Source organism: Streptomyces sp. (genome assembly GCF_031181555.1).
In the GTDB taxonomy this organism is placed as follows: Bacteria; Actinomycetota; Actinomycetes; order Streptomycetales; family Streptomycetaceae; genus Streptomyces; species Streptomyces fimbriatus.
This window is the reverse complement of sequence record NZ_JAPSKQ010000024.1, coordinates 1-22,158: the sequence shown is the minus strand read 5'-3', so window position 1 is coordinate 22,158 and position 22,158 is coordinate 1. Positions and strand designations below refer to the sequence as shown.

The 22,158-nt window shown below is 72.0% G+C and carries 22 protein-coding genes and 1 pseudogene; 13 read left to right on the top strand and 10 right to left on the bottom strand.

Annotated elements, in window-relative coordinates; all coding sequences use genetic code 11:
• Positions 1–167: 167 nt before the first annotated feature.
• Positions 168–515: a hypothetical protein gene (locus tag RIM90_RS07835; protein WP_309059850.1), complete on the top strand. Its 348-nt coding sequence runs from the start codon at positions 168–170 to the stop codon at positions 513–515.
• Position 516: 1 nt separating this feature from the next.
• On the opposite strand, the gene RIM90_RS07830 is transcribed toward RIM90_RS07835, so the two are convergent.
• Positions 517–1,227: a FadR/GntR family transcriptional regulator gene (locus tag RIM90_RS07830; RefSeq protein WP_309059849.1), complete on the bottom strand. Its 711-nt coding sequence runs from the start codon at positions 1,225–1,227 to the stop codon at positions 517–519.
• A 79-nt stretch (positions 1,228–1,306) separates the two neighbouring features.
• On the opposite strand from RIM90_RS07830, the gene RIM90_RS07825 reads away from it, so the two are divergent.
• The 4 genes from RIM90_RS07825 (at position 1,307) to RIM90_RS07810 (ending at position 3,810) form a co-directional block, all read left to right on the top strand.
• Positions 1,307–2,638: an MFS transporter gene (locus tag RIM90_RS07825; protein WP_309059848.1), complete on the top strand. Its 1,332-nt coding sequence runs from the start codon at positions 1,307–1,309 to the stop codon at positions 2,636–2,638.
• A gap of 83 nt (positions 2,639–2,721) precedes the next feature.
• Positions 2,722–2,838: an SGM_5486 family transporter-associated protein gene (locus tag RIM90_RS07820; protein ID WP_006132620.1), complete on the top strand. Its 117-nt coding sequence runs from the start codon at positions 2,722–2,724 to the stop codon at positions 2,836–2,838.
• Between the two features lie 182 nt (positions 2,839–3,020).
• Complete coding sequence (locus RIM90_RS07815; RefSeq protein WP_309059847.1) at positions 3,021–3,227, top strand: hypothetical protein; 207 nt, start codon at positions 3,021–3,023, stop codon at positions 3,225–3,227.
• A gap of 64 nt (positions 3,228–3,291) precedes the next feature.
• Positions 3,292–3,810, top strand: coding sequence for a histidine phosphatase family protein (locus RIM90_RS07810; protein ID WP_309059846.1), 519 nt, complete (start codon positions 3,292–3,294; stop codon positions 3,808–3,810).
• 83 nt (positions 3,811–3,893) lie between these two features.
• Here the strand turns inward: RIM90_RS07810 and serB are convergent, their stop codons facing one another.
• Complete coding sequence (gene serB / locus RIM90_RS07805; protein WP_309059845.1) at positions 3,894–5,102, bottom strand: phosphoserine phosphatase SerB; 1,209 nt, start codon at positions 5,100–5,102, stop codon at positions 3,894–3,896.
• Between the two features lie 174 nt (positions 5,103–5,276).
• Positions 5,277–7,134, bottom strand: a pseudogene (locus RIM90_RS07800) (streptophobe family protein).
• 241 nt (positions 7,135–7,375) lie between these two features.
• On the opposite strand from RIM90_RS07800, the gene RIM90_RS07795 reads away from it, so the two are divergent.
• Complete coding sequence (locus RIM90_RS07795; RefSeq protein WP_309059878.1) at positions 7,376–9,904, top strand: FHA domain-containing protein; 2,529 nt, start codon at positions 7,376–7,378, stop codon at positions 9,902–9,904.
• Positions 9,905–9,994: 90 nt separating this feature from the next.
• Here RIM90_RS07795 and RIM90_RS07790 read toward each other — a convergent pair whose 3' ends face one another.
• The 3 genes from RIM90_RS07790 to RIM90_RS07780 form a co-directional block, all read right to left on the bottom strand.
• Positions 9,995–10,738 (bottom strand): transglycosylase SLT domain-containing protein, encoded by a 744-nt coding sequence (locus RIM90_RS07790; protein ID WP_309059843.1) that lies wholly within the window; start codon positions 10,736–10,738, stop codon positions 9,995–9,997.
• Positions 10,739–11,081: 343 nt separating this feature from the next.
• On the bottom strand, positions 11,082–12,128 hold the full coding sequence (locus RIM90_RS07785) for an S-adenosylmethionine:tRNA ribosyltransferase-isomerase (RefSeq protein ID WP_309059842.1): 1,047 nt from the start codon (positions 12,126–12,128) through the stop codon (positions 11,082–11,084).
• On the bottom strand, positions 12,125–12,823 hold the full coding sequence (locus RIM90_RS07780) for an SDR family oxidoreductase (RefSeq protein ID WP_309059841.1): 699 nt from the start codon (positions 12,821–12,823) through the stop codon (positions 12,125–12,127). The genes RIM90_RS07785 and RIM90_RS07780 overlap by 4 nt, the downstream gene beginning before the upstream one ends.
• A gap of 212 nt (positions 12,824–13,035) precedes the next feature.
• On the opposite strand from RIM90_RS07780, the gene RIM90_RS07775 reads away from it, so the two are divergent.
• The 3 genes from RIM90_RS07775 to RIM90_RS07765 all read left to right on the top strand — a co-directional run bounded on the left by RIM90_RS07775 (position 13,036) and on the right by RIM90_RS07765 (position 15,243).
• Positions 13,036–14,205: a GAF domain-containing sensor histidine kinase gene (locus RIM90_RS07775; RefSeq protein WP_309059840.1), complete on the top strand. Its 1,170-nt coding sequence runs from the start codon at positions 13,036–13,038 to the stop codon at positions 14,203–14,205.
• A complete protein-coding gene (locus RIM90_RS07770; protein ID WP_309059839.1) occupies positions 14,198–14,839 on the top strand; it encodes a response regulator transcription factor in 642 nt (213 codons plus the stop codon). The genes RIM90_RS07775 and RIM90_RS07770 overlap by 8 nt, the downstream gene beginning before the upstream one ends.
• A gap of 158 nt (positions 14,840–14,997) precedes the next feature.
• Positions 14,998–15,243, top strand: coding sequence for a chaplin (locus RIM90_RS07765; RefSeq protein WP_309059838.1), 246 nt, complete (start codon positions 14,998–15,000; stop codon positions 15,241–15,243).
• A gap of 146 nt (positions 15,244–15,389) precedes the next feature.
• On the opposite strand, the gene RIM90_RS07760 is transcribed toward RIM90_RS07765, so the two are convergent.
• Positions 15,390–16,211, bottom strand: coding sequence for a hypothetical protein (locus RIM90_RS07760; protein WP_309059837.1), 822 nt, complete (start codon positions 16,209–16,211; stop codon positions 15,390–15,392).
• Between the two features lie 161 nt (positions 16,212–16,372).
• Here RIM90_RS07760 and RIM90_RS07755 point away from each other — a divergent pair, with 161 nt between their 5' ends.
• The 3 genes from RIM90_RS07755 to RIM90_RS07745 all read left to right on the top strand — a co-directional run bounded on the left by RIM90_RS07755 (position 16,373) and on the right by RIM90_RS07745 (position 18,783).
• Complete coding sequence (locus tag RIM90_RS07755) at positions 16,373–17,170, top strand: ABC transporter ATP-binding protein (protein WP_309059836.1); 798 nt, start codon at positions 16,373–16,375, stop codon at positions 17,168–17,170.
• Between the two features lie 92 nt (positions 17,171–17,262).
• Positions 17,263–17,694 carry an NfeD family protein gene (locus tag RIM90_RS07750; protein WP_309059835.1) on the top strand — a complete coding sequence of 144 codons (432 nt, stop codon included), beginning with the start codon at positions 17,263–17,265 and terminating at the stop codon, positions 17,692–17,694.
• 132 nt (positions 17,695–17,826) lie between these two features.
• Positions 17,827–18,783 (top strand): SPFH domain-containing protein, encoded by a 957-nt coding sequence (locus RIM90_RS07745; protein WP_309059834.1) that lies wholly within the window; start codon positions 17,827–17,829, stop codon positions 18,781–18,783.
• Positions 18,784–18,868: 85 nt separating this feature from the next.
• On the opposite strand, the gene RIM90_RS07740 is transcribed toward RIM90_RS07745, so the two are convergent.
• The 3 genes from RIM90_RS07740 to RIM90_RS07730 all read right to left on the bottom strand — a co-directional run bounded on the left by RIM90_RS07740 (position 18,869) and on the right by RIM90_RS07730 (position 20,937).
• Entirely contained in the window at positions 18,869–19,375 is a 507-nt protein-coding gene (locus RIM90_RS07740) for an HNH endonuclease (protein WP_309059833.1), read from the bottom strand.
• Between the two features lie 198 nt (positions 19,376–19,573).
• Positions 19,574–20,113: a YbhB/YbcL family Raf kinase inhibitor-like protein gene (locus tag RIM90_RS07735; protein ID WP_309059832.1), complete on the bottom strand. Its 540-nt coding sequence runs from the start codon at positions 20,111–20,113 to the stop codon at positions 19,574–19,576.
• Positions 20,114–20,154: 41 nt separating this feature from the next.
• Positions 20,155–20,937: a sporulation protein gene (locus RIM90_RS07730; protein ID WP_309059831.1), complete on the bottom strand. Its 783-nt coding sequence runs from the start codon at positions 20,935–20,937 to the stop codon at positions 20,155–20,157.
• 187 nt (positions 20,938–21,124) lie between these two features.
• Between RIM90_RS07730 and RIM90_RS07725 the strand changes: the two genes are divergently transcribed.
• On the top strand, positions 21,125–21,766 hold the full coding sequence (locus RIM90_RS07725; protein ID WP_309059830.1) for a DNA-3-methyladenine glycosylase: 642 nt from the start codon (positions 21,125–21,127) through the stop codon (positions 21,764–21,766).
• Positions 21,767–22,158 lie beyond the last annotated feature (392 nt).

The following is a 22,158-nucleotide window of genomic DNA, read 5'->3' as shown; positions in this document are numbered from 1 at the left end:
GCGCCTCGCGAGGGCCCGCGTCCCGGGAGGGCGCGGGCCCTCGGCGGGTCCGGGCGCGTCACCCGTTCGGCTCAGCAGTGCGGGCGGGACGGGACGTCGGCAGGGCATCGTGGAGGAGCGCGTCCGTCGCGCGATCCCCTCCCCAGCACGGCCGAGGAGGTCCCCTTGTGCGTTTGTCCCGCCTGGCCTCAGCGACCGTCGCCGTCGCCTTCGTGCTCGCCCTGCCGTACGAGGCGAGGGCGCACGCGCGCGTGCACCCCGCCGAGACGCCGTCCGGCGATCCGTTCGGCGCCGCCTGCCGGATCCGGGTCGACGGTTCCCACGTGACCGCGTACTGCCACAACCCCTATCCGGACACCGATCACGTCAGCCTGCACGTCGAATGCGTCCGCTGGTGGGATCTCGACAGCGACGGTTCCCCGGTGGCCGCCGGGCCCGCGGAGACCGTGGAGCTGACCGGGCGCTGCTGGAAGGAGGTCCGCTCGGCGTGGGTCAGCCACCGCAGGGCGGACTGAATCACTCACCGGCGGGCCGTCGGTCACCGGTGGACGGGCCGAACCGCCCCGGACGGCACAGGAACGGATAGGCGGCGGCCTCCTCGGCCGCCGTCGCCCCGTCACCCGCGCGGATCGCGTCCACCAGCCGCCCGTGGTCCATGTGCGTCTCCGGGGTCAGCTCCCGGCCCACGTCCTCGCGCAGCCAGTCCCGCAGCACCTCGCTCAGATCCGCGTACATCGCGGTCATCACGTCGTTGTGCGAGGCGGCCACGACGGCCAGGTGGAACGTCGCGTCCGCCGCCACGAACGCCTCCGCCTCGCCCGTCTCCCACGCCTCCTCGCGGCGCAGCAGCAGCGTGTCGAGCTGCTTGAGGTCCTTCTCCGTGCGCCGCTGTGCGGCCAGCCGCGCCGCGGCCGACTCCAGGGTGGAGCGGAGCTCGGCGATGTGCCGGGGGTCGGCGCCGGCGAAGCGGCGGTGCATCACGCCGGCCAGCTCGCTCGTGGCCACCACATACGTGCCCGAGCCCTGGCGGATGTCCAGCAGCCCGTTGTGCGCGAGCGCGCGGACGGCCTCGCGGACCGTGTTGCGGGCGACCCCCAGCTGCTCGACCAGCTCCGGCTCGGTCGGGATGCGCGAGCCGACCGGCCACTCGCCCGAGGTGATCTGGGCCCGCAGTGCGGCGATGACCTGCTCGGACAGCGCCGAACGGCGGGGATGGCTCAAAGGCATGGCCCACCTTCGCACGACAGCGGCGCCGGACGGCGACCTCGACAGGGACAACCTGGACAACCAATCATCCCATGATTCTATGATGGGTCCCATGGCTAGCGAGGAAACCCGGACCATCGAGTCCACGACCGCAGGCACGTCGGCCACGCCCGGAGCCCCGGAGACCGGAGGCACCGCGACGCGCGCGTGGACCATGCGGCTGCTCGTCGTCGGCATCGTGCTGGCCGCGCTGAACCTCCGCCCCGCCATCACCAGCCTGGGCGCGCTGCTCGAGGAGGTCCGCGACGGGCTCGGCATGAGCGGCAGCGTGGCCGGGCTGCTCACCTCGGTGCCCCCGCTGTGCTTCGCCGTCTTCGGCGTCACCGCGCCCCGGCTGGCCCGGCGCTTCGGCCCCGGTGCGGTGGTGTGCGCCGGCATGGCGGCCATCGGCGCCGGCCTGCTGATCCGTCCGTTCGCGGGCGGCACGGCGGGCTTCCTGGCCGCCACCGCCCTCGCGCTGATGGGCATCGCCGTCAGCAACGTCCTGATGCCGGTCATCGTCAAGCGCTACTTCCCCGACCGGGTCGGTTCCATGACCGGCCTGTACTCGATGGCCCTCGCCATGGGCACCGCCACGGCGGCCGCGGCGACCGTGCCGCTGACCGACGCCGTGGGCGGTGACTGGCGGTCGGGCCTCGCCCTGTGGGCGGCCCTCGCCGCCGCCGCCGTGCTGCCGTGGATCCCGTTCCTGCGGGAACGGGGAGCGGCGCAGGCCGAGCGGGCACCCGGTGGGCGCGCGCGGGGGGAGGCGCCCGCGGCGCCCGGGCGCGGGGAGGCACCCGCGCTGCGCATCACGCGCAGCCGTACCGCCTGGGCGCTGGCCGTCTTCTTCGGGCTCCAGGCGACCGCCGCCTACATCACCATGGGCTGGATGCCCCAGATCTTCCGGGACGCGGGCGTGCCCGCGAGCACGGCCGGACTGCTGCTCGCGGTCACCATGGTGATGGGCGTGCCGCTGGCCTTCGTCATACCGCGCCTCGCCGCGCGGCTGCCCCACCAGGGCCCGATCGTGCTCGCGCTGGGTGCGAGCGGCCTCGCCGGGTACGCCGGCCTGTACCTCGCACCGGCCGCCGGCGCCTGGGCCTGGGCGCTGCTGCTGGGCGTCGCCAACTGTGCCTTCCCGCTGGCGCTCACCATGGTCGGGATGCGGGCCGGGACCGGCGCGGGCGTGGCCCAGCTGTCGGCCTTCGCGCAGAGCACCGGCTACCTGATCTCCATCCCGGGGCCGCTCCTGGTGGGCGTGCTCTACCAGCACAGCGGCGGCTGGGAGCTGCCGATCGCGCTGATGGCCGCCCTGATGGTCCCGCAGACGATCGTGGGCGTCCTGGCGGGCCGCGACCGTACGGTGGAGGAAGAGGCGACCGCCCGCTGACCCCGCCCGGCGGGGCGGAGCCGGCGCGCGTTCCCTCCGACCCCGGGGGCCGCCGCGGGGGCGGGGGGTGCGAGACTTGCCGTATGCCAGTCCTCGACCCGAATCCGCAGAACGGCCAGAAGAAGATGCTGCTCGTCTTCGGCGCGTTCTTCGCCATCTTCATCGTCATCGGCGTGATCGCGACCGTCCTCGCGCCGTGACGGCCCCCGCCGCCGCCCCTCCGGCGGGCGGCCATGGTGGTGCTGGCCCCCCATCCCCTAGGGGGCCAGGCTCAGGGTCAAGTGGGTGGATCACCGGATGGGTTGAAGCCCGGGGAATCCGTACTTTCGAGAGGTGACCGCGAGACGCGGATCACGGACGGTGCGAAGAACGGAGGCCTCCCATGTCGGTGCGCACGCACACCCGGCCCCACCCGGCCCTCCGGGAGGGCGTCGACACCAGGCTGCCGTGGTGGGCCCTCGCCCTGCCCGTGCTCGCCTTCGTCGCTCTGCTCGCCCTGGTCCTGGACCCCTCCGACGCCCACACGGCCGCGGGGGAGCCCGCGATCACCCGCCTCGTCGAGCGCGCACAGCAGCTCATGGCCCGCTGAACACCCCGGGAGCGGCCGTCAACTCCCTGCGCCCCGTGGCCTGTTTCATGCGAAGCTGGGTCCCATGAGCGTCGCAGAACCCCGCAGGATTGTCCTTTTCCGGCATGCGAAAGCCGACTGGCCCCCGGTCTCCGACCATGAGCGCCCGCTCGCCGAGCGGGGTCGCATGGACGCCGCGGTCGCCGGGCGCAAGCTCGCCGATACCGGCATCGCCTTCGGTCTGGCCCTGTGCTCCACCGCGGTCCGGACCCGGGAGACCTGGAAGCTCGCGGTCCAGGAGTTTCCGCAGCGACCGAAAACCGTCTACGAGGAGCGGATCTACGAGGCCTCGCCCGGCGAGCTGATCGCCCTGCTCAACGAAACCCCCGACGACGCGCAGAACGTCCTCCTGGTCGGCCACAACCCGGGCGTCCAGGGACTCGCCGACATCCTGGCCGGCGCGGCCGAGGGCGACGCCCGTGAGCGGATGAGCCGCCGCGGCTACCCGGCCGCCGCCTTCGCGGTCCTGTCCTTCACCGGCTCCTGGAAATCACTGGAGCCCGGTGTCGCCACGCTGCTCGACTACTGGGCGCCGACCGAATGACACACCCGGCACGACAGGGGCCCGGCACTCCGTGGGCGAGGGGAAGCCGGGCCCTGCCCGTGCCGTGACCCGGCTCCGACGGCTCAGCCCGCGTCGAGCGTGTCGGCCGCCTCGACCTCTTCACGGGTGATGCCCAGCAGGTACAGGACCGTGTCGAGGAAGGGGAAGTTCACCGCGGTGTGGGCCGCCTGGCGCACCACCGGCTTGGCGTTGAAGGCGACCCCGAGACCGGCCGCGTTGAGCATGTCCAGGTCGTTGGCACCGTCACCGATCGCCACGGTCTGCGACAGCGGCACCCCCGCCTCGGCCGCGAACCGGCGCAGCAGCCGGGCCTTGCCCGCCCGGTCCACGATCTCGCCGGTGACCCGGCCGGTCAGCTTCCCGTCGACGATCTCCAGGGTGTTCGCCTGGGCGAAGTCCAGCCCCAGCCGCTCCTTCAGATCGTCCGTGACCTGGGTGAACCCGCCGGAGACCACGCCCACCTGGCAGCCGAGTCGCTTCAGCGTACGGATCAGGGTGCGGGCACCCGGCGTCAGCCGCACCTCGCTGCGCACCTTGTCCACCACGGAGGCGTCCAGCCCCTCCAGCAGGGCCACACGCGCGTGCAGCGACTGCTCGAAGTCCAGCTCCCCGCGCATCGCCGCCGCCGTCACCTCGGCGACCTTGTCCTCACAGCCGGCGTGCGCGGCGAAGAGCTCGATCACCTCGTCCTGGATGAGGGTCGAGTCCACGTCCATGACGACCAGACGCTGTGCCCTCCGGTACAGCCCCGCCGCGACCACGGCGATGTCGACCCCGAGCCGGGCCGCGTCGGTCACCAGCGCGGTGCGCAGCGGTTCCGTCTCCACCCCGGACACCGCGAACTCCACCGCCGTCACCGGGTACTTGGCGAGCCGGAAGATGCGGTCGATGTTGCCGCCGGCCTTCGTGATCCGCGCGGCGATCGCCGCCGTCGCCTCCGAGGTGAGGGGGTGGCCCAGCACGGTGACCAGGGAACGGCCGAGCCCGCGAGGACGGTTGTCGCCGATGCCCGAGATGATCTCCGCCTGCATCTTCATCGACTCCGCCCAGCTGTGGACGGTCGCCCGCAGATCCCCTTCCAGCCCCTTGGGCGGCTCGGTCACGAGCGCGCAGAGCACGATGCGGCCGCGGGTGACGACCTGCTCGATGTCGACCACGTCGACCGAGTAGGCGGCGAGGGTGTCGAAGAGGCCGGCCGTGATGCCCGGCCTGTCCTTGCCGAAGATCTTGACAAGGAGAGTGGGGACGTCGGAGGTCTGCGATGCGCTCATGGTGTTCCCACCGTATCCGGCACCCAGTGCCCTGCGCCCCCGAGGTCCGCCTGGCGGACAGCGGACACCGGGTGCCGCCGAGGCGTCCCGGACCTTGCGCCCCGCCTGCCGGCAGCCGCTGCCCACCGTCCGTCGTCCCCGCCCGTGCCGCCGTCTCCGCCCGGCTCTCGCGGATCAGCGCCCGCCGTCCTCCGGCTTGCGCGGCGCCGGGGGAGGGGACGGCGGAGGCGCTGGTACCTCGTCCGGCCACAACGAGGACCGCTCTCCGCCCCGCGACCCGCCCCGGCCCCGCGGCCCGCGACCCCGCCCGGGCCCGTGCCGGGGCGGGGTCACGGGCCCGGTCACCGTGGGCGCGCCGTAGACGTCACCGGGCCCGCCACGGTCACCGGGGGCCGGCGGACCGCCGGGCGGCCGCGCGCCCTCGGGCGCTCCCGGCTCCCGCGGCCCCTGCGGTTCCCGTGATCCCCGGAGCACCCGCAGGTACGGATCGGTGCCCGGATCCGGTGGCCGGTACGGAGCCCCCGGTGTGTACGGACCGGGCCGCGCGGCGGCGGGGCGCACCCCGTGCTCCCGGCCCCCGAAGTCCTCCGCGGGCCGCACGCCGCGCCCCCCCGGCGCCCTCGGTCTCCCTGTCACCCCGTGCCGGCGGGGCCGCCCGCCGCCCGGCGGCCCCGCTCGCCCGGGCCAGCAGCGCCCCCACCGCGCCCGCCCCCGCGCCCCAGGCGGCGCCCAGCAGGAACGCCACGCCGAGGTGCCCGCGCAGCTCGATGCCGGCGCCGAACGCGTCGAACCCGAGGACGGACAGCGAGGCGTTCACGGACACCTCCGTCAGCCGGACCAGCAACGGCAGCGTCAGGGCCGTCGCGACGCCCAGCCTCAGGGCACACCGCGCCGCGAAGCCGGCCGTTCCCGGAGCCCGCGCCGCCGCGTGCCCCACCGGCGTCCGCGCCGCCGTCAGGACCCCCGCCAGCAGCATCGCCGACGCGCCCGCCACCCCCAGCAGCCACACCCGCCCGTCGAGCTCGGCCAGCCGTCCCAGCGTGACGGCCTGGTCGGAGCCCGCCCTCAGGAGCTCGTCCAAGGGATCGGGAAGCACCCCCAGCAGAATTCCGCCCGCCCGCCCGTCCCACGGCACGAACAGGCCGATCGGCAGGCCGAGCCACACCCCGTTCGGCGCCCCCAGCAGCGCCGCTCCGGCGATCCGCCGGGGATGGTCGTCGCCGATCGCCGCGTACCCCGCCGCGGCGTACCCCGCCGCCACCGCCACCAGCCCCACCGTGACGAGGGCGGACACGGCCGGCCGGACGGCCCGGTGCACGGCGTCCCAGCCGCGCGGCAGGGGAGTGCGGCGGGACGCCAGCAGCGCGACGAGCAGGACGCCGGCCGACCAGCCGAGGCCACCGAGCAGCGTCGGTGCCGTGTCGACGGTGAACCCGACCTCCGCCTCCGCGCCGACGAGATCACCGATCCGGTCCGGCAGCAGGCCCTCGGCGTCCCCGGGACCACCCGGCCCCGGGACCTCGAACCCACCCCCGCCCGGCAGGCCGGCCGGCCCCGGCGAACCCCCGTCGAGGGTGACGACGTCGTGCCCGGCCCGGACCGGCCCGCCCGCCATCGCGGCGAACAGCGTCACCACGGTGCCCGCGCGCGCCAGGAGTTCGGCTCCGGAGACCACGACCCCGGCCGCCCGCAGGGACCGCAGGAAGAAGTACGACAGCAGCAGCGCGCCCACCAGGCTCACGCCCAGTGGCGTGATGTCGACGGCCGCGCCGGCCTCCGCCCCCGGCAGTCCGAAGGCGGCCACGTCGCCGGACGGCGTGACCGAACCGCCCGCGCCCAGAGCCACCACCGCCGCGGTCATCGGCCCCAGGGAACCCGCCGCGTCCGCGCCCAGCAGGCGCAGCCCGAGTGCGGCGGTCCCCGCCATCCCGATCAAAGCCCAGCTCACCGCGGCGACCGCGGACATGACGACATCCGCCCACGGCACGCGCGCACCGTGCTCCGCGGCTCCGGCGCTCGTGGCAGCACCCATGGGCAGACCCCCCGATCCGCGGCGCGGCGAGGCGGCCGCGCATGTCCCCCTCGCGTGGTTTACCACTCTCCGGGCCGATTTCAACCCCGGTGACGAAGACGGTGGATGCGTTGGTGCGCGGTCGTGACAAGGCCCGACTTTCGGTCAGAGGGCCGAGCCTGAAATAGTTCCCCCCGATGTTCGACATCCCTAGACTCCCTGCGATGGGGGAAACTCGGGGGACAACTCAGTGGGGCATGGAGTGCCGGAACTCGTACTGGAAACAAACGGACGGACCTGGACGCTCGATCCGTCCAGGTCCTACACCCTCGGACGTGATCCGCAGGGGGACGTGGTGCTGGACGATGCCAGGGTCTCCTGGCGTCACGCCACGATCAGCTTCAACGGCCGCAGTTGGGTCATCGAGGACCACGGCAGCACCAACGGCACGTTCGTGCAGGGACAGCGGATCCACCACCTGGAGTTCGGCTCCGACACGGTGCTGAACCTGGGCAACGCGAACGACGGACCGCGCGTGACACTGTCCGGCGCCGGCGTCGCGACCCCGGCCGCCGCGCCGCAGGCCCAGCCGCAGCAGCCGTACGCGGCCCAGGGGGCGAATCCGGGCTGGGCCCAGCAGGCACCGCAGCAGCAGCCGCCCGCCGCGCAGGCAGGCTGGCAGCAGCACGCGGCACCGCAGCCGTCCGCGCCGCACATCCCGCAGCAGCAGGGCCCCGGCGGTGGCGCGGGGGCGCCGCCGGTCTACGGCGACCGCAGCCCCACCACGTTCCACCAGTTCTCGCTCGGCCGCGTGATGCGCATCGGCCGTGCCCTGGAGAACGACCTGGTCGTCTCCGACCTCCAGGTGTCCCGCAACCACGCCGAGTTCCACTCGACGCCCGACGGTCGCATGGAGATCCGCGACCTGGGCTCGCACAACGGCACCTACGTCAACGGCCAGCCGATCCCCAAGGGCGGCTCGCAACTGCTCGGCCCCACCGACATCGTGGGTGTCGGCCACTCGACGTTCCGGATCGTCGGCGACCGGCTCGAGGAGTTCGTCGACACCGGTGAGGTGTCCTTCTCCGCGCGGCACCTGACCGTCACGGTCGACGGCGGCAAGCAGATCCTCAAGGACGTCTCCTTCGGCGTCCCGGAGAAGTCGCTGATCGCGGTCATCGGCCCGTCCGGCTCCGGCAAGTCGACCCTGCTCAAGGCGCTCACCGGGTACCGGCCGGCCGACCAGGGCGAGGTCCTCTACGACAACCGGAACCTGTACAAGCAGTTCGCCGAGCTGCGTCAGCGCATCGGTCTGGTCCCGCAGGACGACATCCTGCACAAGGAACTGACCGTCAAGAAGGCCCTCACGTACGCGGCCAAGCTCCGCTTCCCGGCCGACACCACGGCCGCCGAGCGCCAGGCCCGCATCGACGAGGTGCTGCGCGAGCTGAAGCTCGACATCCACAAGGACAAGAAGGTCACCTCCCTCTCCGGCGGTCAGCGCAAGCGCGTGTCGGTCGCCCTGGAGCTGCTGACCAAGCCGTCGCTGATCTTCCTGGACGAGCCGACCTCCGGCCTCGACCCGGGCATGGACCGCGACGTCATGCAGCTGCTGCGCGGCCTCGCCGACGACGGCCGTACGGTGCTCGTCGTCACCCACTCGGTGGCCGAGCTGGCGCTGTGCGACAAGCTCCTGGTGATGGCGCCCGGCGGATCCGTCGCCTACTTCGGCCCGCCCGAGGAGGCGCTGAACTTCTTCGGCTACGACACCTGGGCCGACGTCTTCTCCGCCTTCGAGAACTACCGCGACTACGACTGGGCGGGCCGCTGGAAGGGCTCGCAGCACTACCAGATGTACGCCGCGGACATCGACGCCGTCGCGCCGCAGCCCGTACAGGTCCCGGCGATGCAGGCCATGAGGCCGCCGAAGCCGCAGGGCTGGATGTCGCAGTTCGTCACGCTGGTGCGCCGTTACGTCTCGGTGATCGCCTCCGACAAGGGCTTCCTCGCCCTGATGGTGATCCTGCCGGCCGTCCTCGGCGCGGTGAGCCTGCTCATCGACCCGGACCGCGGCCTGCTGCCCAACCCGCCCAACCCGCAGACCGGCCGGATCATCCCGAACGGCACGGCGACCACGGTCCTGCTGATCCTCGCGGTCGGCGCCTGCTTCGCCGGTGCCGCGAACTCCGTGCGCGAGCTGATCAAGGAACGGGTCATCTACGAGCGGGAGCGCGCCACCGGCCTGTCCCGCTCGGCGTACCTGATGTCCAAGGTGTTCGTGCTCGGCATGATCACCGTGCTGCAGGGCCTGATGGTCGGCGTGATCGGCTTCTCCAGCCGGGAGATCCCGCAGGAGGGCCTGCTCCTCGGCGGCGCCACGCTGGTCGAGCTCTCCCTGCCGATCATGGCGCTGGGCTTCACCTCGATGATGTTCGGCCTGATCATCTCGTCGCTGGTGAAGACCGCCGAGAAGACCATGCCGCTGCTGGTGATGTTCGCGATCATCCAGGTCGTCTTCACCGGCTGCCTGTTCGCCCTGAACGGCACGGTCGGCGTCAACCAGTTCTCGTTCCTGATGCCGTCGCGCTGGGCGGTGGCCGCCGCCGGCGCCACGCTGGACTTCAACAGGATCAGCCCGCCGGAGGAGGGCGGCGACACCGACCCGCTGTGGGAGCACACCCTCGGCACCTGGGGCATGGACATGGCCGCCCTGATCGCCCTCGGTGTGATCTGCGGCTTCTTCGTGGCCCGCTTCCTGCGCCGCCACGAGCCCGAGGTCATGCGCAAGTAACCGGCGCCGTACGGCCCCGAAGGGCGGCACCTCGTCAGGAGGGTGCCGCCCTTCGGCGTCTGTGTTCGCGAGAAGAGGTCCGCGCCGACCTCAGTACGCGCTGTCGACGTTGTCCATCGAGCCGTAGCGGTCGGCCGCGTAGTTGCAGGCCGCGGTGATGTTGGCGACCGGGTCCCAGATGTTCTTCGGGGTGCCCGGGACGTGGTAGGCCTCGAACGTCGGCGGGATCACCTGCAGCAGGCCCTTGGACGGGATGCCGTTCTGGGCGTTGATGTCCCACAGGTTGATGGCCTTCGGGTTGCCCGAGGACTCCCGCATGATGTTGCGGTGGATGCCCTCGTAGGAGCCCGGGATGCCGTGCTTCTTCATGATGGCCAGGGACTCGCGGATCCAGCCGTCCAGGGTGTTGCTGTAGGTCTTCGGAGCGGCCTTCTTCACCTCGGCGCGCTCGGCGGCACGGCTGGCGGCCTCCTTGGCCTGGCGCGCCTTCTCGGCCTTCTTCTTCGCGGCGGCCACGGCGGCCTTCTTCTCGGCGGCGGCCTGGGCCGCGGCAGCCTTCTCCGCCTCGAGCTTCGCCTCGATCTTCTCGATCTTCAGGCTGGCGCCGGCCATCTGGTCGGTGATGCCGGCCTTGACGTCCTTGATCTGCTCGGTGCTGTACGCCACCTTCGCGGCGGGAACGGCGGCCTCGCTCGTGGTGGTCGTCGACGCGTTGCTCGGCACCGCCGAGAAACCGATGGCGGCGGCACCGAGGGCGGCGACACCGGCAGCGGCGATCTTGTGATGGCGGTTCAGAGCACGACTATGACCACGGGTGAGGAAGTTCTTCGGCATGCGGAGTGGACCTCTTCGAATAGCGCGGAGGTCGCTCAGTGTCCGGTGGGGGACAGGGATATTTCCGGCAAAACGCCGCGAGCGGGACCCGCGGCGCTGAGCGACGGCAGCCATTCTTAGCGGCCGCAAAATGGCCAGGCAAAGGTGTGACGTACGAAGTCGGATAGTGGATCGGGAGGGGTAAATCGTGACAGAGGGGACTGTTTGTCCCGCTCATATGGTCGGTATGTCTCTCCTAATCCTCTTCGTACGTGATGTGTGCCCTATGTGCGGCCTCACATCGTCCGCCCGTGGACCTCACTGATAGTTGCTGAAGCAATTCAATGTGTGAGGGTGATGCCCTTCACTCCTCCGGCAGTACGAGGTGCACGTCCCCGAACTCGTGCCACAGGTAGCGCCCGCGCAGCGCCTCCTCATAACCGCGGTCGACCGCCGCCCGTCCCGCGACCGCCTCCAGCATCAGCAGATGCGAGGCCTCCGGCTCGTGCAGCCCGGTCAGCAGCCCGTCCACCACCCGCACGCCGCGCTCCGGCGTCACCACCAGGCCGGTCCACCCCGCGCTGGCCCGCACCACCCCGTCCGCTCCGGCCGCCGACTCCACCGCCCGCACGGCCGTCGTCCCCACCGCGATCACCCGGCCGCCGGCCGCCCGCACCGCGCCGACCAGCCGGGCCGACGCCTCCGGCACCACGAACCGCTCCGGGTACGGAGGCTCGTGCGCCTCCGCCGACGCCACCCCGGCGTGCAACGTGACCGGCGCGAACTGCACTCCGCGGCTCACCAGCTCCACCACCGTCCGCGCCGTGAACGGCCGCCCCGCGCTCGGCATCTCCGCGCTGCCCGCCCCGTCCGGCGACGGCAGCGCGAACACCGTCTGGTACGCCGACAACGGCTGGTCCCGCTCCGTGTAGGCGTACCGGACGGCCCGCCCGTGCTCCCGCAGGATCCCGAGCACGTCCCGCGACACGCGTGCCCACCACAGCCGCTCCCCGTGCGCGCTCAGCGGCGCCTCCAGGACCAGCCGCGCGCCCCCGACCAGCCGCACCTCCGTACCCGCGGGCGCACCCGCACGCGCGCGCGTGGTGCCGCGTCCGTCGGGATCCCGCAGCTCGACCGCCCACCGGCCGTCGTCACCGCGCGTGGAGAAGTGCACCACCACGCGTGCGTGCCCGATCCACCCGTCGACGGCCGCCGCCAGCGTGGACGAGGTGTTCACCACCAGCAGGTCCCCGGCCCGCAGCAGCCGCGGCAGCTCCACGAAGGCGTGGTGCGACACCCTCGTGCCCCGGGACACCAGCAGCCGCACCGAGTCCCGGTCGAGTCCGGGCCCGCGCTGCTCGACCGGCACCCGCGCCGACAGCTCCTCCGGCACTCGAACGGTCAGGCTCACCGCGCTCCCTCCAGCAGCGCCGGAGCCGCGTAGCGACCGCTCACCGGCCGCTCGTCCAGCAGCCGGAGGAAGGCCGGCACCACACTGGCCGGCTCCGGCAGCGGACCCTCGACATCCGGTACGGCCGCCGCGTACAGGTCCGTGTCCATGTCCCCGGGGTCGACCGCCCACACCCGCAGCCCCGGCTCCTCCACCGCCAGCACCGCCGCCAGCCGGTCCAGGGCCGCCTTGGAGGCCCCGTACCCGCCCCACGTCGCGTACGCCTCGACGGCGGCGTCCGAACTGACCACGACCACCGAGCCCGCCCGCGCGGCGCGCAGCAGCGGCAGTGACTCCTGCACCAGCCCCAGCGCGGCCACCAGGTTCACCTCCAGCGCCCGCCGCAGCCCGTCCAGGGACAGCTCCTCCAGGCGTACCAGCGGCTCGGCGCCCAGCGCGCTCGCGTTGTGCACCAGCAGGTCGACCCCGCCCAGCCGCCCCGCCGCCGCCACCAGCTCCGCGCGGTGCCCGGCGTCCGTCACGTCCCCGGGCAGGGCGGTCACGCGCGTACCGTGCGACGACACCAGGCCGGCCGCCTCCGCGAGCAGGACCGGGCTTCTCGCGTCGAGCACCAGATCCCAGCCGCGCGCTGCCAGCCCCCCGGCCAGCGCCAGCCCCAGTCCCTTCGAGGCCCCCGTGATGATCGCAACCGGCATGACATCCGCCCTCTCGTCCTCGACTCCGCCGGATCGGCGTGCCCTCAACCTAGGAACCGGGCCGCCCCCACCGCCTCGGGCCCCGGACGCAGCAACCGGGTCCCTTCGCCCTACGTCCCCCTCCCCGGGCCGCTGGTCCTAGGACCGGGGACCGGACCACGGCCGTCACAGGTCCGATCCGCGCTGTCACAGCCCGCCGGTACGGTGAGGACATGAGCCACGGCCCCCGGTCCGGCCTCGCCGCGGTGAGCTCCGCGTTGCTGGCCATGAGCAGGCACCTCGAGGTGCGCGACGTCCTCAAGACGATCGTCGCCTCGGCCCGCGAACTGCTCGACGCGCAGTACGCCGCACTCGGGGTGCCCGACGACCACGGCGGCTTCGCCCAGTTCGTGGTCGACGGCGTCAGCGACGAGCAGTGGAAGGCCATCGGCCCCCTCCCGCGCCAGCACGGCATCCTCGCCGCGATGCTGAACGAGGCCAGGCCGCAGCGCCTCGCCGACGTGCGCCAGGACCCCCGCTTCGAGGGCTGGCCGAGCGCCCACCCCGATCTGGCCGACTTCCTCGGCCTGCCCATCCGCGACGGCGACGAGGTCATCGGCGCGCTGTTCCTCGCGAACAAGCTGCGTCCCGCGGAGGGACACCCCCCGTGCCCCAGACCCGAAGGCACCTGCGGCTTCACCCAGGACGACGAGGAACTGCTCGGCATCCTCGCGCAGCACGCCGCGATCGCCCTCACCAACGCCCGGCTCTACGAACGCAGCCGCGAGCTGACCATCGCCGAGGAACGCTCCCGCCTCGCCCACGAACTCCACGACGCCGTCAGCCAGAAACTCTTCTCCCTCCGGCTGACGGCCCAGGCCGCGGCCCGCCTCGTGGACCGGGACCCCTCCCGGGCGAAGGGCGAACTCCAGCAGGTCGCCGCCCTGGCCGCCGAGGCCGCCGACGAACTGCGCGCAGCGGTCGTCGAGCTGCGCCCCGCGGCCCTCGACGAGGACGGCCTCGTCGCCACCCTCCGCACCCAGATACAGGTCCTCGACCGCGCCCACACCGCGCGCGTCACCTTCGCCGGCCACGGCGTGCGCGCCCTGCCCGCCGCCCAGGAGGAGGCCGTGCTGCGCGTCGCCCAGGAGGCGCTGCACAACGCCCTGCGGCACTCCGGGGCCGACCACGTCGACGTCACCCTGGACCGCCGCGGCAGCGGAGCCGTCCTGCGGGTCACCGACGACGGCAGCGGCTTCGACCCGCAGGCCGTCCGCCGCGCGGGACGCCATCTGGGCCTGGTCTCCATGCGGGACCGGGCGAGCGGGGTCGGCGGAAGGATGACCGTGGAATCGGCGCCCGGCAAGGGCACCACGATCGAGATGGAGGTCCCCGGTGGCTGACGCAATCAAGGTGCTGCTGGTCGACGACCACCAGGTGGTACGCCGGGGCCTGCGCACCTTCCTCGAGGTGCAGGACGACATCGAGGTCGTCGGTGAGGCCGCGGACGGGGCCGAAGGAGTGGCCCGCGCGCAGGAGTTGCAGCCCGACGTCATCCTCATGGACGTCAAGATGCCGGGCATGGACGGTGTGGACGCGCTGCGCCGGCTCCGCGAACTGGGCCATCCCGCGCGCGTGCTGATCGTCACCAGCTTCACCGAGCAGCGCACGGTGGTCCCGGCCCTGCGCGCGGGCGCCGCCGGATACGTGTACAAGGACGTCGACCCCGACGCGCTCGCCGGAGCCATCCGCTCCGTGCACGCCGGCCACGTCCTCCTCCAGGCCGAGGTGGCCGGTGCCCTGCTGTCCCAGGAGGAGACCAACGCGGGCCAGGGGCGCGCCGGGTCGCTCACCGAACGGGAGCGCGAGGTGCTCGGCCTGATAGCGGACGGGCGTTCCAACCGGGAGATCGCCCGTGCCCTGGTGCTGTCCGAGAAGACCGTGAAGACGCACGTCTCGAACATCCTGATGAAGCTCGATCTGGCGGACCGCACCCAGGCCGCCCTCTGGGCCGTACGCCACGGCCTGAGCGGCTGACCCGCGACGCCCCGGACCGCGTGGAAGGTTCCCTTCCGATCAGAGATTCATACCGTCGTGGGAATGTCCCCCGAATGGCGCATCCTCCCCCGGGTGCCCGCCGTTCTCCAGTGCGTGCCGCGGCACCTGCCGCGGTCATCGCAAGGAGGGCTTGGAAAGTGAAGAACCTGAAGAAGGCAGCGGCCGTGACGATGGTGGCCGGCGGCCTGCTCGCCGCCGGTACGGGCATGGCCTCCGCCACCGAGGGCGCGCACGCCGGCGGCAAGGCCGTGGGCTCCCCGGGCGTCGTCTCCGGCAACGTCGTCCAGGTCCCGGTCGACGTCCCGGTCAACGTGTCCGGCAACAGCGTGAACGTCATCGGCCTGCTGAACCCGGCCTTCGGCAACGTGGCCGTCAACGACTGACGCCTGTCACCGGACCGGTGAGGACCCGGCCTCCCGGCCCCACCCGGGAGGCCGGTCGTATGCCGCCGCCGGCGGCACCCCGGCAGCGCCGGGCGCGCGACCGGCACCGCCTCGGCGCCAACGCCGGCCACCACGACCGAGGGACGTCACCGCACCCCCCGCTCCCGCTCCTCCACGACGGAGTTGTACGCCGCCACCTGCGCCCGCCGAGCCGTCCGCTCCACCGGCCGCAACGCCTCCCCGCGCGCCGCCATCTCCGAGGCGCTCACCGCACCCCCGTGCCCGCAGGCACCCGCCAGCGCGATCAGCGTCCCCACGCGCTGCGCCAGCTCCAGCACCCGCGCCGCCCGCGGCGGATACCCCGGTGCCAGTACCTCGCGCCCCCGCCCGCCCCCCACCGAGGCGTTTCGCGCCGTCCCTTCGACGCGCGCCCGGTAGGCGTCGATCGCGGCCTCCGCCACCGGCCCCGACCCGGCCACGTCCAGTCGCGTCAGCGCCTCGGTCGCCTCCCTCAGCGCCTCCGCCAGCTCCCGCTCGGCCTCACCGAGCGAGGGCACGTCGGCGGGCGGTGCCTCCCGCACCGGCAGGCAGTGCCACACGACCTCCACATGCACATCACCCTCGGGCCCGGCCTCGTGCACCTCCGGCACCAGCCCGAAGGCGGCCCCGTGGCAGACCACCGCCTCCTCCGCCTCCAGCGCCCGCGCGTTGAACTCCGGCGGCCCGCTCAGCCCCAGCGGGTGCCCCGGGGCCGGCAGCGCCACCCGCAGTCCGGTCACCCCGAGCGTCCGCAGCCGCCCCAGCGCCAGCGTGAGCCCCACGGGCGCGGACTCACCCGGCAGCCCCTCCACCCGGTGCACCGCGTCCTCACCGACGATGGCGAGCACGGCGTCATCCGGCGAGGCGAATCCGGCAAGAAGGGCATTTCCCCAAGCGGCGAGGCGTCCAGAGCGCGGTTCCGAGAGCATGCCCCCAGCCTAGACAGGCCCAACAACCGGACCGATGGAATGCCCGGCCCGGCCGGTGGCGTAGATTTCATGGAGGGCTGCGCCCACGGGTGCGGCGGACCGACGCACAGGCGTACGCGACAGCCGAGACCGGCCACACTGCAAGGGGAGACAACGCGCTCATGAGCGATGTTCTGGAGCTTCAGGACGTATCCGTGGTTCGCGAGGGCCGGGCTCTGGTGGACCAGGTCTCCTGGTCGGTCAAGGAGGGTGAGCGCTGGATCATCCTCGGCCCCAACGGCGCCGGCAAGACCACCCTCCTCAACGTCGCGTCCAGCTACCTCTACCCCAGCAAGGGCACCGCCACCATCCTCGGCGAGACCCTCGGCACGCCCGGCACCGACGTCTTCGAGCTGCGCCCGCGCGTCGGCATGGCCGGCATCGCCATGGCCGACAAGCTCCCCAAGCGCCAGACCGTCCTGCAGACCGTGCTCACCGCCGCCTACGGCATGACCGCCGGCTGGCAGGAGGAGTACGAGGACGTCGACGAGCAGCGCGCCCGGGCCTTCCTCGACCGCCTGGGCATGAGCGAGTACCTCGACCGCAAGTTCGGCACCCTCTCCGAGGGCGAGCGCAAGCGCACCCTCATCGCCCGCGCCCTGATGGCCGACCCCGAGCTGCTGCTCCTCGACGAACCCGCCGCCGGCCTCGACCTCGGCGGCCGCGAGGACCTCGTGCGCCGCCTCGGCCGTCTCGCCCGCGACCCGATCGCCCCCTCCATGATCATGGTCACGCACCACGTCGAGGAGATCGCCCCGGGCTTCACCCACGTCCTGATGATCCGTCAGGGCAAGGTCCTCGCCGCCGGTCCGCTGGAGCTCGAACTCACCTCCCGCAACCTCTCCCTCTGCTTCGGCCTGCCGCTCGTCGTCGAACAGGTCGGTGACCGCTGGACCGCCCAGGGGCTCCCGCTGTCCTGAACCCCTCCGGCGCTCAAGGCGCCGAGCGCCAAGGCCCTTTCGCGCTGATCGCGCCCTGTCGGTGACCGGGCGCACGGTCCTACCATGTCCCTGTGGACATCGACGCATGGCTGTGGTGGCTGATCGGCGCGGCGGCGCTCGGCATCGGGCTCGTGATCACCGCGATGCCCGAACTCGGCATGCTCGCGGTGGGCGCCGTCGCCGCGGCAGTGGTCTCCGGGATCTTCGGCGGCGGCGCCGTCGCCCAGGTCGCGGTCTTCGCCGTCGTCTCGACCGCCCTCATCGCCGTCGTACGGCCCATCGCGAGCAGACATCGCGCGCAGCGGCCCCAATTCGCCACCGGCGTGGACGCCCTGAAGGGCAGACAGGCCGTCGTCCTGGAACGCGTCGACGGCTCCGGCGGCCGGATCAAGCTGGCCGGTGAGGTCTGGTCGGCGCGCGCCCTCGACGCCGACCGTGCCTATGAAGCGGGCCAGGAAGTGGACGTCGTGGACATCGAGGGAGCCACGGCCATCGTCATGTGACCTCGCACGACGCAACTGAGCCGAACCACCCCCGAGTTCCGCTGCGGTCTGTCAGACTCGACCAGCAAGATCTTCAACAGGCATAGGATCTGCCCAAGGCGCCGAGGCGAAGAAGGGGACGGGGAACCGACGATGGAACCGATCATCATCGTCCTGATCATCCTGGTGGTGTTGGTCTTCATCGCCCTGATCAAGACGATCCAAGTCATCCCACAGGCCAGCGCCGCCATCGTCGAGCGCTTCGGCCGCTACACGCGGACACTCAACGCGGGCCTCAACATCGTCGTCCCGTTCATCGACACCATCCGCAACCGCATCGACCTGCGCGAACAGGTCGTTCCGTTCCCGCCGCAGCCGGTGATCACCCAGGACAACCTGGTCGTCAACATCGACACCGTCATCTACTACCAGGTGACCGACGCGCGGGCCGCCACCTACGAGGTCGCCAGCTACATCCAGGCGATCGAGCAGCTCACCGTCACCACCCTGCGCAACATCATCGGCGGCATGGACCTCGAGCGGACCCTGACCTCCCGCGAGGAGATCAACGCGGCCCTGCGCGGCGTCCTCGACGAGGCCACCGGCAAGTGGGGCATCCGCGTCAACCGCGTCGAACTCAAGGCCATCGAACCGCCCACCTCCATCCAGGACTCGATGGAGAAGCAGATGCGCGCCGACCGCGACAAGCGCGCCGCCATCCTCCAGGCCGAAGGTGTCCGGCAGTCCGAGATCCTGCGCGCCGAGGGCGAGAAGCAGTCCCAGATCCTGCGCGCCGAGGGCGAGGCCAAGGCCGCGGCCCTGCGCGCCGAGGGTGAGGCCCAGGCGGTCCGCACGGTCTTCGAGGCGATCCACGCCGGCGACCCGGACCAGAAGCTGCTGTCCTACCAGTACCTCCAGATGCTCCCCAAGATCGCCGAGGGCGACGCCAACAAGCTCTGGATCGTCCCCAGCGAGATCGGCGACGCGCTCAAGGGCCTCTCCGGCGCCGTGGGCAACTTCGGCGCCATGGGCGGCGGTTCGGGCGGCAACGGTGCTTCCGGGGGCAGCGTCCCGGCCCAGGAGCGCCGCGAGAAGCCGTCCATCGACTGACATGACGCCGACGCCGACACCGACATGAACGACGGGCCCGCTTCCCCGAGGGAAGCGGGCCCGTCGCACGACGTCCGAGCCGGAGCTAGGCCGCGGGCTGAGCCAGCCACTCCGGCAGCGCGTCGAAGTCCTCCTGCCCCAGCGCCAGCAGCATCGCGTCGGCCGGCGTCGGCTCGAACGGCTGCCGCAGCAGCGGCATCCCCGCCTCCTCCGGAGTCCGGTTCGCCTTTCGGTGGTTGTCCTCCGCGCACGAGGCCACCGTGTTCAGCCAGGTGTCCCCACCACCCTGCGACCGCGGCACCACGTGGTCCACGGTCGTCGCCCGCCGCCCGCAGTACGCGCACCTGTGCCGGTCCCGCACCAGGACACCCCGCCTCGACCATGGCGCTTGTCTTCGGAACGGCACCCTCACGTACCGGCAGAGCCGGATCACGCGGGGCGCCGGTATGTCGACCGCGGCTCCCCGCATCCGCAGTTCGGGGTGGGCCTGCTCGACGACGGCCTTGTCCTGGAGCACAAGAACGACGGCTCGGTTGAGCGTCACTGTCGACAGCGGCTCGAAGCTCGCGTTCAGTACCAGCGTGTCCCGCATACCAGCCCACCTCCCGTGTGCACCGGCCCACCCCTCGGCGGGCTGGGATCAACTCTGGCCGGGCACGCCGGGATGGACAACGCAATATCCGCTGCTCCAGCGGGAGGCGACTCCCGCGACCTCCGGTGACAAAAGTGCCCGCCCCTGATCAATTCCAAGACCAGGGACGGGCAAACGTTCCGTGAACGCTCGGATCGCTCAGGACTCGGCGGGAACCTCGTACTCACCGATCAGCTGGGCGCGCGCGATCGTGTGGAACCGCAGGTTGAAGCCCACCACGGCGGGAGACGCGTCCGCGTCCGGACCGAGCTTCTCCTGGTCCACGGCGTACACCGTGAACACATACCGGTGCGGCCCGTCGCCGGGCGGCGGCGCGGCACCACCGAAGTCCTTGGTGCCGTAGTCGTTGCGGGCGTGGACCGCGCCCGCCGGCAGCCCCTCGAACTTCCCGCTGCCCGCACCCGCCGGCAGCTCGGTCACCGAGGCCGGGATGTCGAACACCACCCAGTGCCAGAACCCGCTGCCCGTCGGGGCGTCGGGGTCGTAGCAGGTCACGGCGAAGCTCTTGGTCTCCGGCGGGAAACCCTCCCACCGCAGATGCGGCGAGGTGTTGCCGGCCGCGTAGACCTGAGCGTCCCCGAGCGTCGCCCCCTCTTCGACGTCCTCGCTCGTCACCGTGAACGACGGCACGGGCGGATGGAAGTCATGGGGGAGCGGCCGCCGCTTGAGCTCGGTCACCTCGGTACCTCCTGATCGTTTACGTCCGGTGGGAACCGAGCCTAGAACCAGTTGCGCTTGCTGCCGACCTCCGACAGCCACTGGTTGAGGTACGCCGTCCAGTCGGTCCCCTGGTAGTCGTTCAGCCCCACCTCGAAGGACCGGAAGGTGTCGCTGCCCTCGCTGAACAGACCCGGCTTCTTGTCCATCTCCAGCACGACGTCCATCGCCCGCTCGTCGGCCACGAAGCTCAGCTCGACCTGGTTCAGCCCCCGGTACTGCTGCGGCGGGAGGAACTCGATCTCCTGGTAGAACGGCAGCTTCTGCCGGGTGCCCCGGATGTGACCGCGCTCCATGTCCGCGTTCTTGAACCGGAAGCCCAGCTGGACGAACGCGTCCAGGATCGCCTTCTGCGCCGGCAGCGGGTGCACGTTGATCGGGTCCAGGTCACCGGAGTCCACGGCCCGAGCGATCTCCAGCTCGGTGGTCACCCCGATGTTCATCCCGCGCAGCGCCTGCCCGTCGATCATCGTGATCGGCGTCTCCCACGGGATCTCCAGGCCGAACGGCACCGCGTGCACCGCACCCGCCTGAAGCTCGAAGGCACCGCCCAGCCGGGACTTCGCGAACTCGATGTCCTGCTTGTACTCCTGGTCGCCGCTCTCCACCTCGACCTTGGCCTGCAGCCCGACCGACAGCCCCTCGATCTGCTGGTTCACGGACCCGCCCTGGATCCGCACCTCACCCTGGACGACACCGCCCGGCACGACGTTGACCTCGTTCAGCACCGTCTCGACCGAGGCCCCGCCTGCTCCCAGACTCGCGAGCAGCTTCTTGAACGCCATGTCTCTCCCTCTCCGGGCGACCCCCGTGGGCCACACCTGATCCGTCGTCCTGCACCGACTCGTGCGAAGGGACCCTTGATCCCTCACAACGCGATCCGGCCGTGGCCGGTTCCGTGCCCCACCCTGGCAAGCGCGGTGCCCGGTGACCACCCCGTGCCACCGCTCGCCTCCAGTACCCTGGGACGGCATGATCGCGACCCCCGACCGTACGCCCCTGCCCAGGAAGTTCTTCGACCGCCCCGTCCTCGAGGTCGCTCCCGACCTCCTCGGCCGGATCCTGGTGCGCACCACCCCCGACGGTCCGATCGCCCTCCGCCTGACCGAGGTCGAGGCCTACGACGGCCCGAACGACCCCGGCTCGCACGCCTACCGCGGTCGCACGGCCCGCAATGACGTGATGTTCGGTCCGCCCGGCCATGTGTACGTCTACTTCACCTATGGGATGTGGTTCTGCATGAACCTGGTGTGCGGTCCCGAGGGCCGGGCGAGCGCGGTCCTGCTGCGCGCCGGCGAGATCGTCGAGGGCGCGGAACTGGCCCGCACCCGTCGACTCTCGGCCCGCAACGACAAGGAACTGGCCAAAGGCCCGGCCCGCCTGGCCACGGCCCTGGGTGTCGATCGCGCCCTCAACGGCACGGACGCCTGCACCACCGATGACACCCCCCTCCGCATGCTCACCGGCACCCCCGTGCCCTCCGGCCAGGTACGCAATGGTCCGCGCACCGGAGTCTCCGGCGAGGGAGCCGTCCACCCCTGGCGCTTCTGGGTCGCCGACGACCCGACCGTGAGCCCGTACCGGGCCCATGTCCCGAGGCGCCGACGAAGTTGACTCGATCTTGGTGGATGCGTAACGTAGTCCGAGCCGCTTGAACCGGGTACGGCGATCGCCTGCAGCCGGAAGCGGCCAACCCACTACTTACGATCAGCCCTCAGCGGGCTCGGTTTCGACATGTCCGCATGTCTGAATTCCGAACCGCAGAGTTCGATTATGAATCGAGCGGGGGAATCGGCTAACGTAGTGAATGTCGAAAGGCCGACAGGCGAAAGCCGAAGGTCGACGGCAAATCCCGCCGACAGGGAATCGGGTCCGAAAGGATCTGATAGAGTCGGAGACGCAAGACCGAAGGGAAGCGCCCGGAGGAAAGCCCGAGAGGGTGAGTACGAAGGAAGCGTCCGTTCCTTGAGAACTCAACAGCGTGCCAAAAGTCAACGCCAGATATG

Coding starts and splice junctions, on each gene's coding strand:
- RIM90_RS07740 (WP_309059833.1), bottom strand. CDS start 19,375: ATGCGGGACACGCTGGTACTGAACGCGAGCTTCGAGCCGCTGTCGACA.
- RIM90_RS07790 (WP_309059843.1), bottom strand. CDS start 10,738: ATGCCGAAGAACTTCCTCACCCGTGGTCATAGTCGTGCTCTGAACCGC.
- RIM90_RS07730 (WP_309059831.1), bottom strand. CDS start 20,937: ATGGCGTTCAAGAAGCTGCTCGCGAGTCTGGGAGCAGGCGGGGCCTCG.
- RIM90_RS07745 (WP_309059834.1), top strand. CDS start 17,827: ATGGAACCGATCATCATCGTCCTGATCATCCTGGTGGTGTTGGTCTTC.
- RIM90_RS07755 (WP_309059836.1), top strand. CDS start 16,373: ATGAGCGATGTTCTGGAGCTTCAGGACGTATCCGTGGTTCGCGAGGGC.
- RIM90_RS07815 (WP_309059847.1), top strand. CDS start 3,021: ATGTCGGTGCGCACGCACACCCGGCCCCACCCGGCCCTCCGGGAGGGC.
- serB (WP_309059845.1), bottom strand. CDS start 5,102: ATGAGCGCATCGCAGACCTCCGACGTCCCCACTCTCCTTGTCAAGATC.
- RIM90_RS07780 (WP_309059841.1), bottom strand. CDS start 12,823: ATGCCGGTTGCGATCATCACGGGGGCCTCGAAGGGACTGGGGCTGGCG.
- RIM90_RS07830 (WP_309059849.1), bottom strand. CDS start 1,227: ATGCCTTTGAGCCATCCCCGCCGTTCGGCGCTGTCCGAGCAGGTCATC.
- RIM90_RS07760 (WP_309059837.1), bottom strand. CDS start 16,211: ATGCTCTCGGAACCGCGCTCTGGACGCCTCGCCGCTTGGGGAAATGCC.
- RIM90_RS07725 (WP_309059830.1), top strand. CDS start 21,125: ATGATCGCGACCCCCGACCGTACGCCCCTGCCCAGGAAGTTCTTCGAC.
- RIM90_RS07825 (WP_309059848.1), top strand. CDS start 1,307: ATGATGGGTCCCATGGCTAGCGAGGAAACCCGGACCATCGAGTCCACG.
- RIM90_RS07810 (WP_309059846.1), top strand. CDS start 3,292: ATGAGCGTCGCAGAACCCCGCAGGATTGTCCTTTTCCGGCATGCGAAA.
- RIM90_RS07775 (WP_309059840.1), top strand. CDS start 13,036: ATGAGCCACGGCCCCCGGTCCGGCCTCGCCGCGGTGAGCTCCGCGTTG.
- RIM90_RS07820 (WP_006132620.1), top strand. CDS start 2,722: ATGCCAGTCCTCGACCCGAATCCGCAGAACGGCCAGAAGAAGATGCTG.